This is a genomic window from Marivita hallyeonensis, from assembly GCF_900129875.1.
GTDB classification, from domain to species: Bacteria; Pseudomonadota; Alphaproteobacteria; order Rhodobacterales; family Rhodobacteraceae; genus Marivita; species Marivita hallyeonensis.
Window position 1 is genome coordinate 967,478 of the sequence record NZ_FQXC01000001.1, and the last position, 16,065, is coordinate 983,542.

A 16,065-nucleotide genomic window follows, 5' to 3' on the forward strand; every position below is an offset into this window, starting at 1 on the left:
TCCACCGTTTGGTCAGGTGCACTCCATGGTGCTGACGACCTTGTCGAACCGCGCATGGGCCAAATCGTCTTCGGTGATCCACATCTGCAGAACCCCGTCGACCATCTCCACCCCGCAGGCACAGGCAAGCTGGAACAGCATCACCTTGTCCTCGTGCAGAATGGCGGCATGCTGCATCAGGTACCCGGCCCCGAACATTTGAACCTGACGCGCGGCTACATCGGCGTCGCCGAAATCGTGCTTCGGTTCCGCTGACCGATCGGGGTGAAGATGCTTGAGATCCCGCGCTGCGGCGTGAAACCCGTTCCTGACCATAAATTGGAGGAAGGACCGCCGCGCCTCATGGTGCTTGAAGATGCCCATGATCTTGAGGTCGGCGGGTTCCTCATCCTGTGCCATTGAGTCCACAAAGCGCAGAAGCGCAACGAAGGCTTCCTTATCTGCCTCTGTCATCTCGCGCTTTTGACTGACCCGGGCATACCCCATCCATCGGCGCAGTTGCACATCGAAGCGAATGTTGACGGACGGCGCGTGATCGCAGGAAAAGGGTTCCCACCAGCCCGGGCGGTCTTCCATCCTTTCGGCCATGATCGCGTTCTGTTTGGCGCGAAACTTGGCGATCATCTTGTGGTATCGTGGATGATCATTTCAATTGTCGATCTCGTAGGCCAACTCCTCGATCGGGAAGTCGTGGCAGCCGGCAAGGGCTTCCTTGGCAACCGCAAAGACGTAGCGCCAGTCCCACTGGAAGACGCCGCGCTTGAAATAGGATTGGAAGTATTCCGGAATGGTTTCAAAAAGTGGCTCACGCGCCGCTTGCGGGGTGGGCAAAGGCACCTCGTAGTCGAACCCTAGCGCATTCAACTGATCGGCGAAGGCCTTGTCGCGGCGATAGATTTCGTCCTCCGACACGCTGTTCCGGTCGAGGTTGCGCCAGAGAGAATTCTCGGCGCGCGCCGACAGAAACGCCGATGCCGCCATATGGCCCGGTTTGAGCGTCACCTGATTAGCGGCAAGAGCGTCGGGCTGAAACGCGTAAGCATCTTCGGGATCAAGACGGGGCAGCGGTTTTGGCGGCTGGCGCATTGGGGTTTCGGCCGTGGCCTCAGGGGCGTAAAGGACGACCGGATCGACCTCGTAGACCATGTCGCCGTCGAGACGCAGAAAGATGTAGATGAAGCCCGTCTCGGGGAATTGCGGCATCTTGTAGTGATGCCCGGCCTGATCCATCTCGCGCGGGAGTGCGGCCAGGTCGATCTCTGCCACGAAATGAAACGGCTCGCCATCGCTGTGGAGGGGCCAGTCAAGTGATACGGGCAAGCGCGGATACCCGCCATAGCGCAACGCGCCGGTTTCGTTGTCGACCAGCGAAATCGCGGGCAGGGCAATGGGCGGAGCGTCTCTTGGCACTGTGCAATCCTCGTTTTTCGACAGTTTGCAGTGGAAATAGGCCCATTTGCGACGTCATGTCGGCCATACGGTGTCTTGCGCGTGATTCACCCGATAGGCTGCTGCGCGCTACCGGAGCGATTTGCGTGACCCTTACGCGGGTCGAACCAGGCATGTTCTTGACGCAGGGGCCCTGCGCGGTCTATTGCGACGACGTGGCGATTTGTTACCGGATTGCGGGCCACGTTAAACATGCCGCTAAAAGGCCCGACGAAAGCCCCTTTCGCCTTGGCCGAACGGGGCTTTTTTGTTGGGCTGGAGGCCCGGAGAGACGGTGATGAAAGACAAAAAACCGCGCACCCGGCTGGTGCATGGTGGGACAAAGCGGTCCCAATGGAACGAGGTGAGCGAGGCGATCTTCCTCACCCAAGGATTCGTCTACGACAGCGCGGAACAGGCGGAACAGCGCTTTATCAAGGCAGGCCCGGACGAATACATCTACGCGCGTTACGGGAACCCCACGGTCGCGATGTTCGAAGAACGCATCGCGCTTCTGGAAGGGGCCGAGGACGCCTTTGCCACGGCAAGCGGCATGGCCGCCGTGAACGGTGCGCTGATGTCGATGCTCAAGGCGGGCGACCACCTTGTGTCTGCGCGCGCCTTGTTCGGGTCCTGCCTCTACATCGTCGAGGATATCCTGCCGCGCTTCGGCGTCGAGGTGACGCTCGTGGATGGCGCGGATCTCGACCAGTGGCGCGACGCTGTGCGGCCTGACACCAAGGCGGTCTTCTTCGAGTCCATGTCGAATCCCACGCTGGAACTGGTTGATATCGAAGCGGTTTCCAGGATCGCACATGCGCAAGGTGCGACGGTGATCGTGGACAACGTGTTCTCCACACCGATCTTTTCGGACGCCTTTGGTCAGGGCGCTGATGTGATCATCTATTCCTCGACCAAGCACATCGACGGGCAGGGCCGGACGCTGGGCGGCGTGATCCTCGGCACGCAGGAGTTCATCCGCAAGACGGTCGAGCCGTACATGAAGCACACTGGCGGCTCCATGTCCCCCTTTACCGCCTGGGTGCAGGTGAAGGGGCTGGAAACGCTCGATCTGCGCGTCCGGGCACAGGCCCATTCGGCGCAGGCCATCGCCGAGGCGCTGGAAGGGCACGCGGCCTTGACCAAGGTGATCTACCCCGGTCTCGCCTCGCACCCGCAGGCAGAGCTTGCCGAGCGGCAAATGGGGTCGGGCGGTACGATGCTGTCGATCGAACTTGCGGGCGGGAAAGAGGCGGCGTTCCGGTTCCTGAACGCGCTTGAGGTCGTGGTCATCTCGAACAACCTTGGCGACGCCAAAAGCATCGCCACCCATCCTGCCACCACGACCCATCAGCGGTTAAGCGAAGATCAGCGCAAGATGCTGGGGATCAGCGATGGATTGGTGCGGTTGTCGGTCGGCATCGAAGATTCCGGCGATTTGATCGAAGACCTGCAAAACGCCTTAAATGCAGCGTAATCCCTGATTTTCCCCTTATAATTGATCCGTACTCCCGGATAAATCGTACTCAGACTGAGTGGACATCACCGGTCTGGTACCTATCTGTTGGGTCCGACCCACAGGCGAGGGGGCCTGATTATGAATATCCATACACCTGAGTTCGACCGCAAACCGAGTCTCGATGAGGCCGAACAGGCGCTGGCCGTCTTGCGCCAGTGGGCGAACAAGGCCCATGACGCCGAAATCGACCTTGTCGATCCGGTCCTGCGGAAGCTCGTCGACGGCGTGAAAGATGACGGCTACCCGGTGCTGTCGCGCGATTACCCCGATGGCTTTGCCGTGGACGCGGCCTACAAGGCGACGCTGCCGGACCTGCAAAACGGTCCATCTGCGCTCATCCGTGGGGCAAATCGCGGCATTCAGCATGTGGGCATCTCGAATTTCCGCCTGCCGATCAGCTATCACACGCGGGATAACGGAGACCTGACGCTGGAAACCAGTGTGACCGGTACGGTGAGCCTTGATGCCGACAAGAAGGGCATCAACATGAGCCGTATCATGCGGTCGTTCTACGTCCATGCTGAGAAGACGTTCAGCTTCAACGTGATCGAGGCGGCTTTGGACGATTACAAGTCCGATCTGGAATCCTTCGACGCCCGCATCAACATGCGTCTGTCCTTCCCGATGAAGATGGACAGCCTGCGGTCGGGATTGTCAGGGTATCAGTATTACGACATCGCGCTGGAACTGGTCGAGATTGACGGCGTGCGCCGTCAGATCATGCATCTTGACTACGTCTACAGCTCGACTTGCCCTTGTTCGCTGGAATTGAGCGAACACGCGCGCCGCGAGCGTGGACAGCTTGCCACGCCGCACTCGCAACGCTCAGTCGCGAGGATTTCGGTCGAGGTGAAGGACGGAAAGTGCCTCTGGTTCGAAGACCTGATCGACATGTGCCGCAAAGCGGTGCCGACAGAGACGCAGGTCATGGTGAAGCGCGAGGATGAACAGGCGTTTGCGGAGCTGAACGCGGCGAACCCGATCTTCGTCGAAGACGCGGCACGCCTCTTTGCGGAGCAGTTGCAGAAAGACCCGCGCGTTGGTGATTACCGCGTTCTGGCCAGCCATCAGGAAAGCCTGCACAGCCACGATGCGGTGTCGGTCCTGACCGAAGGCACGCTATTCGCAGCGGAGAGCCTTGATCCAAAGCTCTTTTCGACACTCTTCCACGTCGGCTGATTTGAAATTGCAGCCACGCCCATCCCAGGGTGTGGCTGTTTTCCGTTTGAAGACCGACATCAGGTCACATCGGGCCCCTGAGAAATCGCTGCAAGTTCGTGGCACTTCCAATTCTTCGGCAGACACGCCCAAGAATGCGTCACCCCGGCGGAGTATCGCGGCAAGGATGCCACGGTGACGGTATTCCTTCGCCGCATCGGGGCGTTCACTCAAAGAATTAACCAGTCCGCCACGTTCAAAGTGTAATCTCAAAGGTGGGAGGAAACCGAACCGTACAGTCACGAGGTTTCCAATGTCGTATCACCACCCCCAGATTTCGTTCATCCGGCCCGGTCTGCGCAGCCGAATTGATCTGTTCTTCGCTGAACTCGGACAGGGCTTCAATTCCGCCATTCTAGTCAAACAGCGTTTACCGGACATTCTGATGCTCGAAGCCATGAGTGATGCCGATCTATTGGCCTGCGGGCTCGCACGCGACGATATCCTGTCCTTTGTCTTTGCGGATTGCCTGGCCGATACGTCAGAAACCGGCCGCTGATCCGGCGCTTGACACTCTGATCGTCCGGGTTCAACGCTTGGCCCCATGTTCGACCTGCGCCCCGTTGCCTACGTGATCGGCCTCCTTGTGACCGTGCTTGGCGCAACGATGCTGTTCCCCTTTCTCGTGGATTTGGCCGAAGGCCGTGGCGAGTGGCCGGTCTTCCTGCAAAGCGCTGTTCTGACGATGTTTTCCGGCGGCCTGATCGCGCTCGCCTGTTCCAACGGGGTGAAAGAGGGTCTGTCGATCCAGCAGACCTTTCTTCTGACCACGGGCGTCTGGGTGGCGCTACCGATTTTCGGGGCAATTCCCTTTTTGCTGGGCGCGACCGATGCGCGTTTCGTCGATGCGTTTTTCGAAGCGATGTCCGGTCTCACGACCACGGGGTCCACCGTGTTCTCCGGTCTGGAAGAGCTGCCCAAGGGTCTGCTCTTGTGGCGCGGGTTGCTGCAATGGCTGGGCGGCATCGGCATCATCGTGGTCGCCATGGTGTTCCTGCCGGAACTGCGTGTCGGCGGGATGCAGATCTTCCGCTCCGAAGGGTTCGATACGATGGGCAAGATCCTGCCACGCGCGACCGAGATCTCGGCGTCGATCTCGACCATCTATGTCAGCCTCACGCTGGCGTGTGCGTTTTCCTATGTGCTTGCCGGCATGTCGGTCTTCGATGCCACCGTGCATTCCATGACCACGGTCGCGACGGGCGGCTTTGCGAATTACGACGCCTCATTCGAGGCGTTCGGCGCGCCGGTCGAATACGTGGCAACGGTCTTCATGCTGCTCGCCGCGCTGCCGTTTGTGCGCTACGTGCAACTGACCACCAGCCGCAGCGTCAGACCGCTGCTCTTTGACAGCCAGATCCGGGTGTTTTTCGTCACCGTTACCATCCTTGTTCTGCTGCTTTTGGCGTGGCGCATGGTGGTTACCGAAGCGCAGGGCGAAGAGGCGGTGCGCAAGACGCTCTTTAACGTGGTGTCGATCATCACCGGCACCGGTTATGCGTCACAGGATTACGGGCTCTGGGGGCCGATGGCCGTCGCGGTGTTCTTTTTCATTGGCCTCATCGGCGGGTGCGCGGGCTCGACCGCCTGTTCGATCAAGGTCTTCCGCTACCAGCTTTTGTTTGCGTCGGTCTGGGTGCAACTGCGCAAGGTCCGATCGCCCCACGGGGTCTTCATGCCCCGCTACGAGGGCCGCCCGGTCAGCGACGAGGTGCTGAACTCCGTCATCTCGTTCTTCGTGTTCTTCATTGTGACGCTCGGTGTACTGTCGGTGGCTCTGGGCATGACCGGGCTTGACCTGACCACATCCGTCTCCGGCGCGGCTGCAGCACTGGCCAATATCGGACCGGGGCTGGGTCCGGAAATCGGACCGTCCGGCAACTTCGCCGGTCTCAACGACACGGCCAAATGGATGCTGTCATTGGGCATGCTGCTCGGGCGGCTCGAGCTGCTTGCCGTCTACGCGATCTTCACCGTGGCCTTTTGGAGAGCGTGATGACACAGCAGCCGCTTGGCGTGCAGATCTCTAAGATGCTGAAGGATCGGGGCGTCGGCACGGTTTTCGGCATCCCCGGTGTGCACAATGTGGAACTCTACCGCGGCATCGAACAGGCGGGCATCACCCATATTCTGGCGCGGCACGAGCAGGGTGCGGGCTTCATGGCCGACGGCTATGCGCGGGCGACCGGGAAACCGGGCGTGGCATACGTGATCTCGGGGCCAGGGCTCACCAATATCCTGACACCGATGGGACAGGCCTATTCGGATTCCGTGCCAATGCTGGTGGTGTCGTCCTGCCTTGACGAAACCGCGGCAACGCGCGGTCAGCTGCACCAGATGCGCGACCAGCGCGCGGCAGCAGAGACGGTCTGTGCATGGTCCGAAGAAGCGCGGAGTGCAAGCGCCGCATACGCGCTGATTGACCGCGCATTGGATCAATTCGCCAGCGCCCGCAATCGCCCGTGCCATGTGCAGGTTCCGATCGATCTTTTGGGCACGCAGGCCGATCCGGCACCGGCGGCACCCGAAGACAGGCCGACCCGGCCCGCCGCGCGGCACGATGACGTCTACACGGTCGCGGATCGGGTGCTCGCCGCACGAAAGCCCATTTTCGTTTTCGGGGGAGGCGCTGTTGCAGGCGCGGACGCTGTCCCGGCTGTTCTGCGCCAAACCGGGGCGGCATCTTTCGTCACCTATGCGGCGCGCGGGCTGGTTCCACCGGACACGCAACTCTACTTCGGCAGCTACCTCGCCCGCCCCGACAGCGCGCGTGTCCTGGCCGAAGCCGATCTGGTCGTCGCTGTCGGAACAACCCTGTCCGAGGTCGATCTGTGGCGGTCGGAGCTGGGCCACATGGCCCCGATGATCCGCGTCGATATCGATCCCGAATGCTTTGCGGGCCTGGGTCCAGAAGACCACGCGATATTGGCCGATGCGGGCGAGCTGTTGCGCGCCATGTCCATCGCCATCCCCGCCCGAACCGACGATCGGCCCGCAAAATGGGACACTGCGACGGTGGTCCGGCAGCGTAATGTGTGGCGGGCCGAGGTGAATGCAGAGCGCCCCGGCATTGTGCTTGTCTGCGACGCGCTGCGCGCGGTCCTGCCCGATGACACGATGATCTATTCAGACATGACCCAGTTCGCCTATGCCGCGAAAGAGGTCTGGGATATGCCGCGCCCTTGTCACTGGCACCATCCGTACGGGTTCGGCACGCTGGGCTACGCTTTGCCAGCGGCAATTGGCGGTGCGGTCGCGCGGCCGGGTCTTCCGACGCTTGCCGTCGCCGGAGACTACGGTCTGCAATACACCATTCAGGAATTGGGCACCGCGGTCGAGCTGGGTCTGCCACTGCCGATCCTTGTCTGGGACAATGGCAAGCTGGGCGAGATCGAGGACAGCATGGTGCGAAGCCAGATCGCCCCGAATGCGGTCGTCGCGCGCAATCCGGATTTCCTGGCGCTGGCGCGCGCCTACGGAGCCGACGCGACACAGCCCGACACGCTGGAGGACGTGCAATCCGCGGTTCTTGCGGCGTTCGAGGCGAACCGTCCGACCCTGATCCGATTGAAGCCTGACCTTACCGCCTGAGGGTGAAAAGCCCGTCCGTGCGCCCTATTTCAAAATCTTTAATGGGGACCCGGCAAAACCTCTCGCACGATGCGCATCGAGCGGAGAGGGTCACTCCCACACCGCGACACCAGCTGACGATTGCTTTCACGCCCCATCAGGGGACACCCGTGAAAGACCGGTCAAAGGGCCTCTCAGATGGCCACAGGGTTCGGGCAGATACGCCCGAGAGCAAAAAGCAGATGTCAGACCTTCGGGGCGGCGCCGCTTCTTCATAAAGCCATAGGGTTTCAGCCTGATCGGGATATCCCGGACGGGCCATACCCACATGCGCAAAAACCTGCGCGCAATACGATCAAAGTTCATTAGGCGGATTCGAAAACCCGTTTTAACCTTCCTTTGCGTCACGCACACAACGTGCGGGCGTCGCAAGGGAGGATTTCACATGAACAACCGTATGCGTTTTGGCATATTTCTGGCCCCGTTCCACAAGCCGGGCATCAACCCGACGCTCGCTTTGGAGCAGGACCTTGAACTGGTGCAATGGCTTGATCGCTGTGATTACGACGAGGTCTGGTTCGGCGAGCATCATTCCGCCGGATCCGAGATCTCGGCCAGCCCGGAAATCATGATCGCCACCGCAGCGGAGCGCACGAAGCACATCAAACTGGGCACAGGCGTGGTGTCCGTCAGCTATCACAACCCGCTTTGGGTCGCCGAACGCATGGTGCAGCTCGATCACCTGACACGCGGACGTGTCATGCTGGGGCTCGGGCCGGGATCGCTGCCGACGGACGCGACGATGATTGGTTTGTCGCAGAAGGACACGCGCGGGCTCTTGGCAGACGGGCTTGACGTCATCACGCGGCTGTTGCGCTCGGATGAGCCGGTGAATTTCGAAAACGACCGTTGGACGCTCAAGGATGCGCGTCTGCACCTGCGCCCCTATTCCAACTTCGATCTGGCCACCGCCGCCGTTGCCTCGCCCACCGGGCCGAAACTGGCGGGCAAGTACGGGACCGGGCTCATCTCCATCGGTGCGACCACTGCCGCGGGCTTTGACGCGCTCGCGCTGCATTGGGACGTGATCGAGGAAGAGGCCAAGCACCACAACCAGCAGGTCGACCGCTCCAAGTGGCGGCTTGTGGGCCTCTGTCACATCGCCGAGACCGCCGAACAGGCGCGCCGTGACGTGGAATACGGGATCGAACACTGGTTCAACTATTTCCAGGAAATCGCCGCCTTCCCGCAAATGTCGATGCCGGGGCAGAACGCGAAAGAGATGATCGACTTCATCAATGACAGTGGCTTCGGCGCCATCGGCACGCCCGAGATGTGCCGGGCGCAGATCGACCGGCTCTGGAAGCAGTCAAACGGTGGCTTTGGCGCGTATCTCATGCTCGCGCACAATTGGGCGAATTTCGACGCGACTAAGCGCAGCTATGACCTGATCGCGCGCGAAGTGTTCCCGCACTTCCAGGGTCAGCACATGTCGACAATGAACGCGGCCGTCCGCGCGCAGAAGATGCGACCGGAGCTGGCGGAAATTCACGCCAAGGCTGTCGAGACGGCGCAGCAGACCTATGCGGCCGAGAAGGAGGGCCGGGGGAGCGTCACTGAACCTGCAGAGTGACCGTTTGAAATCGAAAGACCGTGCCCGGCGGCAACGCCGGGCTGCGCCGACCCGCCCCCAAGGGGCGGCGCATTTGCGCCACCCTGCGGGTCTTCACAGCCCTTCGTGAATTGAAACGGGTTCTGCGCGCATCCCAAGGTCACATATCAATGGACGCTTTGGGTGTGCTGTGTCACCCGATTTCCGCCAACCGCGCCATCGCCTCTTCCAGCTTCGCCGCTTCGCCTTCGCGCTCGGCCAGATTGGCGCGGGTTTCCTCAACCACGTCTTCCGGCGCGCTTTCAACGAATTTCGGGTTGCTCAGACGCCCCTTCATCCCGCCGATTTCCTTGGCGAGCTTCTGGAGCGACTTCTCCAGCCGCGCCTTTTCTTCACCCACGTCGATGATGTCGGCCAGCGGCAGGCCAAAGGTCGCCCCCTGCGCTGGGACCGTGGCGCAGCCTTTCGGGAAGCTGTCCACCTCGGTCAACGCCTCGATCCGCGCGAGCCGCTTGATCAGCGTCTCGTTGCGCCTCCACGCGCCGCGCGCGGCCTCGCCCATGTCCTTGACCACCAGCGGCAGGTAAAGGCCCACCGGCACGTGCATCTGCTGGCGGGCGGAGCGGATGCCCTCGATCAGTGCGATGACCCAGTTCATCTCTGTATCCGCCTCGGCGTCGATGAGGTCGTTTCCATAGGTTGGCCAGTCGGCATGGACGATCATTGTCTCGCGCTGACCGGTCACAGACCACAGTTCCTCGGTGATGAACGGCATGATCGGGTGCAAAAGGATCAGGCACTGGTCGATGACCCAGCCCATAACCGCCTGCGTCTCCGCGCGTTCGGGCGCGTCTTCGGCCAACAGCGGTTTGGCGAATTCCACGTACCAGTCGCAGACCTTGCCCCAGACAAACCGGTAGAGCGCCGCCGCCGCGTCGTCGAAGCGGTAGGCGGCCAGCGCGGCATCCACTTCAGAGCGCACGCGGGCGGTTTCGCCGATGATCCAGCGGTTCACCGTGGCGGTCGTCTGCGGCACGTCGGCGGAAGGCACGCGGTTCTCGAACACGCCGTTCATCTCGGCAAAGCGCGTCGCGTTCCAGAGCTTCGTGCCAAAGTTCCGATACCCCGCAATCCGCTGCATATCGAGCTTCAGCACCCCACCGAGCGAGGCCATCGCCGCATTCGTGAAGCGCAGCGCGTCGGCGCCGTATTCGTCAATGATCTCAAGCGGGTCAACCACGTTGCCCAGCGACTTGGACATCTTCTTGCCCTTGGCGTCGCGTACGAGGCCGTGCAGGTAGACGTCCTTGAACGGGATCTGGTCGACCACCGCCAGTTGCATCATCATCATTCGGGCAACCCAGAAGAAAAGGATGTCCTGCCCGGTTACCAGCACGCTGGTCGGGAAGTAGCGCTTCAGCTCGTCAGTGTCCTCGGGCCAGCCGAGCGTGCCGATCGGCCAAAGTCCGGACGAGAACCATGTGTCAAGCACATCGGGGTCGCGCCAGACCGGGTAGACCAGTTTCGTCGGGTCCTGGTCGTGCATTTCGTATTGCGCAAGGCTTTCAGCCAAGGCATGCGCCGCTGCCGCGCGGTCTTCGACCTCAACCACCCGCGCGTGGTTGAGCGGGGTCGGCAGGCCTGACATTACATCTGCGAATTGCGCCTGCACCGCATCGTACTCCGCCGCCGCGTGGTGGCGTTCGTTGCCTTTCAACAGGCTCTGTGCGTCCAGCAGACGCCCCATCTCGACCAGATCGAGCGCACCGTCGCCTTCGTCATCGCGGAACCCCTCGCGGGCAAGGTCGAACCCGTACCACACAGGGATCTGATGCCCCCACCACAACTGGCGCGAGATGCACCAAGGCTCGATGTTTTCGAGCCAATGGTAATAGGTTTTCTCGCCCGATTCCGGGACAATGGTCACATCGCCATTGCGCACGGCATCCAGCGCCGGGCCGACGATCTTTTCGGCGTCCACGAACCACTGGTCCGTCAGCATCGGCTCGATCACGACCTTGGAGCGGTCGCCGAAGGGCTGCATGATCGCCTTGGCTTCGACCAGTGGCACCAGCTCTGACGGGTCGTCATTTTCGCCCAGCTTGCGCCCCAGCACCGGGTTGTCGGCACGGGTCATCACCGCAAGGCCGTCTGCCGTGATCTCTTCGACCACGCGCTTGCGCGCCTCGAACCGGTCCAGCCCCCGCAGATGATCGGGAACGAGGTTCAAGGTATCCGTTTCGGCCTCGTTCAAGTCACGTTCGCCCCGCGCAACGGCGCCGGCGATCTCGGCCGCTTCGGCGTAAGGCACACCGTCGTCACGCATGTGACCCTTGGTGTCCATCAGGCGGTACATCGGGATGTTGCCGCGCTTGGCGACGAGGTAATCGTTGAAATCATGCGCGCCGGTGATCTTCACAGCACCCGAACCGAAATCGGGATCGGGATAGTCATCTGTGATGATCGGGATCAGGCGGCGGTGTTCCTTCGGCCCAACCGGGATCTCGCAGAGTTTCCCGACGATTGGCGCGTAACGCTCATCCGACGGATGAACCGCAACCGCACCATCGCCCAGCATGGTTTCAGGGCGCGTCGTGGCAATGGAAATGTAGTCGCGCTCTTCTTCAAGAACGACATTCCCGTCCTCGTCGCGCTCCACATAAGTATAGGTCGCGCCGCCCGCGAGGGGGTATTTGAAGTGCCACATATGGCCCGCAACTTCGACATTCTCGACCTCAAGATCGGAAATCGCCGTTTCGAAATGCGGGTCCCAGTTCACCAATCGCTTGCCGCGATAGATCAGGCCCTTGTTGTACATGTCCACAAAGACCTTGATCACGGCATCGTGGAAATTCGGCCCGTTGCCACGGTCCGGGTCGCCCGCCGCGCCGCCCATGGTAAAGGCCTCGCGCGACCAGTCACAGGAGGCCCCGAGCCGCTTCAACTGCCCGATGATCGTGCCGCGCGATTTGACCTTCTGCTGCCAGACACGATCCAGAAACGCCTCGCGCCCCATCTCTCGGCGGGACGGCTCGCCATTCGCAGCCATCTCGCGTTCGGTCACCATCTGCGTGGCGATCCCCGCATGGTCGGTGCCCGGCTGCCAGAGCGTGTCGAAACCGCGCATCCGGTGCCAGCGCACGAGGATGTCCTGCAGGGTATTGTTGAAGGCGTGGCCCATGTGCAGCGATCCGGTCACGTTCGGCGGCGGGATCATGATGCAGAACGTTTCATTGCGCTTGGCGTTGGCTCCGGCTTCAAAACAGCCAGTCTCTTCCCACGCCTTATAGATTCGGTCCTCGGCCTCGGCCGCGTTGAACGTCTTTTCCATCGCCATGGGTCAAATCCCGATCTTCGAGGGACTGGCATCCAGCCCCGTGTGTCTGTCGCGCTTCATCTAGCGAATGGGCGGGGAAAGGAAAACCCAAGCGGGCCGGGAAAATGCGGTGGAGGTCGGTCCTGTCAGTGGAGCGCTCTCAAAGCGGATATGATCTCATCAGCCAGAAGATCGATGTCCGTCCAATCAGTGGCGTGATTGATGATGGATGCCCGGATGATCTTGCGCCCCTGCCAGACCCCGTGGCTGGGATACACTTTTCCCCGCGCTTGCACTGTTTCGAGCACCGCTTCGGTTGTGGCGTCATCCTTGCACGCGATGGCAACCTGGTTCGATACGACCTCGTTCAAGATATCGATCCCGGGTTCTTGCGAAAGCCGGTCGGCGAGATGCGCCGCCAAAGCGCAGTGCCGGGCGATCATGTCGCGCACGCCCGCAGCCCCGAGATGGCGCAGGATGGCATAGCTCGGCACGCCACGCGCCCGGCGGCTGAGTTCAAGCGTGGTGTCTCCCGGCTCCCACGTATTTCCGGTCGCCGGCAAATAGGCCCCCCGCGCCGACATGGCGCGGACCAGCGCCTCTCTGTCCCGCACAATGCACAGCCCCGCGTCATAGGGTGCATTGAGCCATTTGTGCAGATCGACCGCCCAACTGTCCGCCAAATCGACACCGGCAAGGCGCTGTTTCAGCTCCGGAACCGCGTGCAGCCAGAGCCCGAACGCACCATCCACGTGCACCCATCCACCCATGTCGTGGACAAGCGGAATGATCTTGGCAAAGGCATCGCTCGCCCCGGTGTTGATCTGCCCGGCCTGGAGGATGACCAGAGGCGGTTGAGCGCAGTGCGCAAGGGCGTCTTTCACGGCGTCAACGCGCATACGGCCCTGGTTGTCCGTGTCGACACGGATGGCCCGACCTGCACCCAGGCCAGCATAGCTTAACCCTGCAAGCGGTGCGGAATGTGCATCGGCGCCGACAAAAACCGGGATCTCGGGCGCGCCAAAAAGGCCCTGTTTCGCAACGCTCCAGCCTTGCCGCGCGAGTAACGCATCGCGGGCGGCCATGATCGCTTGCGTGTTTGCAACGGTGGCCCCGGTGACAATGCCTACGCCGGACGTGCCGGGAAGCCCCAGCAGATCAAGGCACCAGTGACAGACCGTCTGTTCGATTTGGGCGACGGATGGGCTTTCCCACGAGGACGCGGAGTTTTGGCCCCAAGCGGTGACAAGAAAATCCGCTGCCGCGCCGACAGGCATGGACCCGCCGCAGACATAACCGAAAAACCGAGGGGAGGTGTGCGCGTGAAGCCCGTCTGACGCGTCGGCAACAAGCTGTTCGATCACGTCCTCTGCAGAGGCACCCGCCTCGGGCAACCCGATCGAAAACCGCGCCTCCACCCCCTCGGGGCGCAGATGTGGACGCGCCGGCGCATCGGCGAGGTCCGCGCGGTAAGCGACGGCGTGTTGAGCCGCGCTTTCCATGGCGCGCCGGTCGTCGTCGGACAACGGCGTGCGGCGCTCAACTGCGCCCTCGTTTGAATGTGACATGGGGTCTCCCGATGATCGAGCCGGTCTGCGCGCAATCCCTGACCGATATCAGCCCGGAACGCAAAAGCTCGGACTCCGCCGGGGATAGGTTTGGACAAGAAAAAACGGTGATCCCAAGGGAGGAGAGGGATCACCGTTCCAGTTCACGACACCCAGGGAGGAGGAGAGGGTGCCGATCTCGATCGGGCCGGGTGGCCCGGAATTTTCAGCTCCGGCACGAGGGAGGAGGAGTGTGCCGTCGCTGTGTTCGGAACGCCTAAAGGGAGGAGACGGCGTCCGATCTGATGTGCGGGGGCGCGATGTCGCGCCATACCCGCGAAAACTTACGTCTCGTACGCGGCCTGGTAGGCAATGCGCTTGAGCATGGATGGGTTCAGACCAAGGTCTGCCAATTCGCGCGCATCCAACGTCCGGAGTTCGCGCAAGGTTTCACGATAGACCTTCCGCCGCGCCAGTTTCGCCCGCAAGTCAGCAACAAAACCGGCAATCCGGTCGGACAGTCCGCGGTACGATGCGGTATGTGTCAGGTTGAGATGTGTCATTGGTCTGCTCGGTTCAAGGCCGTGTGGTTGCTGTGTTGGCTGTAAGATAAGTGAATGCTGCAATTGCACAATGCCTCGCGTGCTCAATGCTGCTATGCAGCAACTGCATAGGCTAAATGGTGCATTTTTGAGCAATCTTTTCGCGCGAGGCCGCTTATTCGGGCGCGCGGTTGCAGGTCCTTCACGCGATTGCCACTTAATGGCAACACCAAACGGGAGGCGACATGACGGTAAAACCCGATGAGATTCGCGCGGCGCTGGCGCGCGTGGCGTTGCCGGACGGGAAAAACCTGATCTCTGCGGATATGGTCCGGGCGATTCAGGTGGCGGATGGCGCGGTGCGCTTCGTGATCGAAGCTCCGTCCCCCGAGATTGCGAAACTGATGGAGCCCGTGCGCAAGGCGGCAGAGGCCGTGGTGGCGGAGCTGCCGGGGGTCACAACCGTTTCTGTCGCGCTGACGGCGCATGGTCCGGCGGCGGACCCACCCAAAGGATTGAAGATCGGCGGTCATCCCAAGGCGCAGGCGGGGTCACTCAAACCCGCGAGTGTGCAGCGCATTCTGGCCATCGGGTCGGGGAAGGGCGGGGTTGGCAAATCCACGGTGTCGTCGAACCTCGCCGTGGCGCTGGCGCGCGCGGGGCGGCGGGTCGGATTGCTCGACGCCGATATCTACGGTCCAAGCCAGCCGCGCATGATGGGGGTGTCGCAGAAGCCAAAAAGCCCGGATGGCAAAATCATCGAGCCGCTCATCGCGCATGGCGTGACGATGATGTCCATTGGCCTGATGCTGCCCGAGGAAAAGGCGGTTGTCTGGCGCGGGCCGATGCTCATGGGGGCGTTGCAACAGATGCTGAGCCAGGTGGCGTGGGGTGCGCTTGACGTTCTGCTGGTCGATCTGCCGCCCGGCACCGGAGATGTTGCGATGACGCTTTGTCAAAAGGCGCAGGTGTCAGGCGCGATTGTCGTGTCCACGCCGCAGGATGTGGCGCTGCTCGATGCGCGCAAGGCGCTCGACATGTTCGAAACGCTGAAGACGCCGGTGCTGGGCCTGATCGAAAACATGGCCGTCTTCACCTGTCCGCATTGTGGCGGCGAAAGCCACGTCTTCGGGTCGGGCGGCGTTGCAGAGGAAGCGGCGGCGCGGGGCATTCCGCTTTTGGCGCAATTGCCGCTTGATCTCGACACCCGATTGGCCGGGGATGGCGGCACACCGGTGGCGACGGCGGACGGACCGATGAGCACGGCCTACGCGCGGTTGGCAGACCGATTGATCCAGGGCGGCATGGCGTGA

At 61.8% G+C, this 16,065-nt stretch carries 12 protein-coding genes and 1 riboswitch; of the genes, 7 read left to right on the forward strand and 5 right to left on the reverse strand.

The window, feature by feature from the left end; genetic code table 11:
* Positions 1-12: 12 nt before the first annotated feature.
* Both BUA42_RS04910 and BUA42_RS04915 read right to left on the reverse strand, forming a co-directional pair.
* Positions 13-624 carry a DUF1963 domain-containing protein gene (locus BUA42_RS04910; RefSeq protein WP_072776523.1) on the reverse strand — a complete coding sequence of 204 codons (612 nt, stop codon included), beginning with the start codon at positions 622-624 and terminating at the stop codon, positions 13-15.
* A 24-nt stretch (positions 625-648) separates the two neighbouring features.
* Positions 649-1,410: a DUF1963 domain-containing protein gene (locus BUA42_RS04915; protein ID WP_072776524.1), complete on the reverse strand. Its 762-nt coding sequence runs from the start codon at positions 1,408-1,410 to the stop codon at positions 649-651.
* A gap of 184 nt (positions 1,411-1,594) precedes the next feature.
* A riboswitch (SAM riboswitch) is annotated at positions 1,595-1,671 on the forward strand.
* Positions 1,672-1,726: 55 nt separating this feature from the next.
* On the opposite strand from BUA42_RS04915, the gene metZ reads away from it, so the two are divergent.
* The 6 genes from metZ (at position 1,727) to BUA42_RS04945 (ending at position 9,368) form a co-directional block, all read left to right on the forward strand.
* The gene (metZ, locus tag BUA42_RS04920; protein WP_072776525.1) at positions 1,727-2,905 is read left to right on the forward strand and encodes an O-succinylhomoserine sulfhydrylase; all 1,179 of its coding nucleotides are present in this window, start codon (positions 1,727-1,729) and stop codon (positions 2,903-2,905) included.
* 120 nt (positions 2,906-3,025) lie between these two features.
* On the forward strand, positions 3,026-4,126 hold the full coding sequence (folE2, locus tag BUA42_RS04925; RefSeq protein WP_072776526.1) for a GTP cyclohydrolase FolE2: 1,101 nt from the start codon (positions 3,026-3,028) through the stop codon (positions 4,124-4,126).
* Positions 4,127-4,418: 292 nt separating this feature from the next.
* A complete protein-coding gene (locus BUA42_RS04930; protein ID WP_072776527.1) occupies positions 4,419-4,664 on the forward strand; it encodes a hypothetical protein in 246 nt (81 codons plus the stop codon).
* Positions 4,665-4,709: 45 nt separating this feature from the next.
* Positions 4,710-6,161, forward strand: a complete 1,452-nt coding sequence (locus BUA42_RS04935; protein WP_072776528.1) for a TrkH family potassium uptake protein — start codon at positions 4,710-4,712, stop codon at positions 6,159-6,161.
* The gene (locus tag BUA42_RS04940; protein ID WP_072776529.1) at positions 6,161-7,756 is read left to right on the forward strand and encodes a 5-guanidino-2-oxopentanoate decarboxylase; all 1,596 of its coding nucleotides are present in this window, start codon (positions 6,161-6,163) and stop codon (positions 7,754-7,756) included. The genes BUA42_RS04935 and BUA42_RS04940 overlap by 1 nt, the downstream gene beginning before the upstream one ends.
* Positions 7,757-8,180: 424 nt before the next feature.
* The gene (locus tag BUA42_RS04945; protein WP_072776530.1) at positions 8,181-9,368 is read left to right on the forward strand and encodes an LLM class flavin-dependent oxidoreductase; all 1,188 of its coding nucleotides are present in this window, start codon (positions 8,181-8,183) and stop codon (positions 9,366-9,368) included.
* A gap of 172 nt (positions 9,369-9,540) precedes the next feature.
* Here the strand turns inward: BUA42_RS04945 and BUA42_RS04950 are convergent, their stop codons facing one another.
* The 3 genes from BUA42_RS04950 to BUA42_RS04960 all read right to left on the reverse strand — a co-directional run bounded on the left by BUA42_RS04950 (position 9,541) and on the right by BUA42_RS04960 (position 14,773).
* Positions 9,541-12,684: a valine--tRNA ligase gene (locus BUA42_RS04950; RefSeq protein ID WP_072776531.1), complete on the reverse strand. Its 3,144-nt coding sequence runs from the start codon at positions 12,682-12,684 to the stop codon at positions 9,541-9,543.
* Positions 12,685-12,809: 125 nt separating this feature from the next.
* Positions 12,810-14,231, reverse strand: a complete 1,422-nt coding sequence (locus BUA42_RS04955) for a pyridoxal phosphate-dependent decarboxylase family protein (protein WP_084066110.1) — start codon at positions 14,229-14,231, stop codon at positions 12,810-12,812.
* Positions 14,232-14,554: 323 nt separating this feature from the next.
* Positions 14,555-14,773, reverse strand: coding sequence for a DUF1127 domain-containing protein (locus BUA42_RS04960; RefSeq protein WP_072776532.1), 219 nt, complete (start codon positions 14,771-14,773; stop codon positions 14,555-14,557).
* A gap of 224 nt (positions 14,774-14,997) precedes the next feature.
* Between BUA42_RS04960 and BUA42_RS04965 the strand changes: the two genes are divergently transcribed.
* Positions 14,998-16,065 (forward strand): Mrp/NBP35 family ATP-binding protein, encoded by a 1,068-nt coding sequence (locus BUA42_RS04965; RefSeq protein ID WP_072776533.1) that lies wholly within the window; start codon positions 14,998-15,000, stop codon positions 16,063-16,065.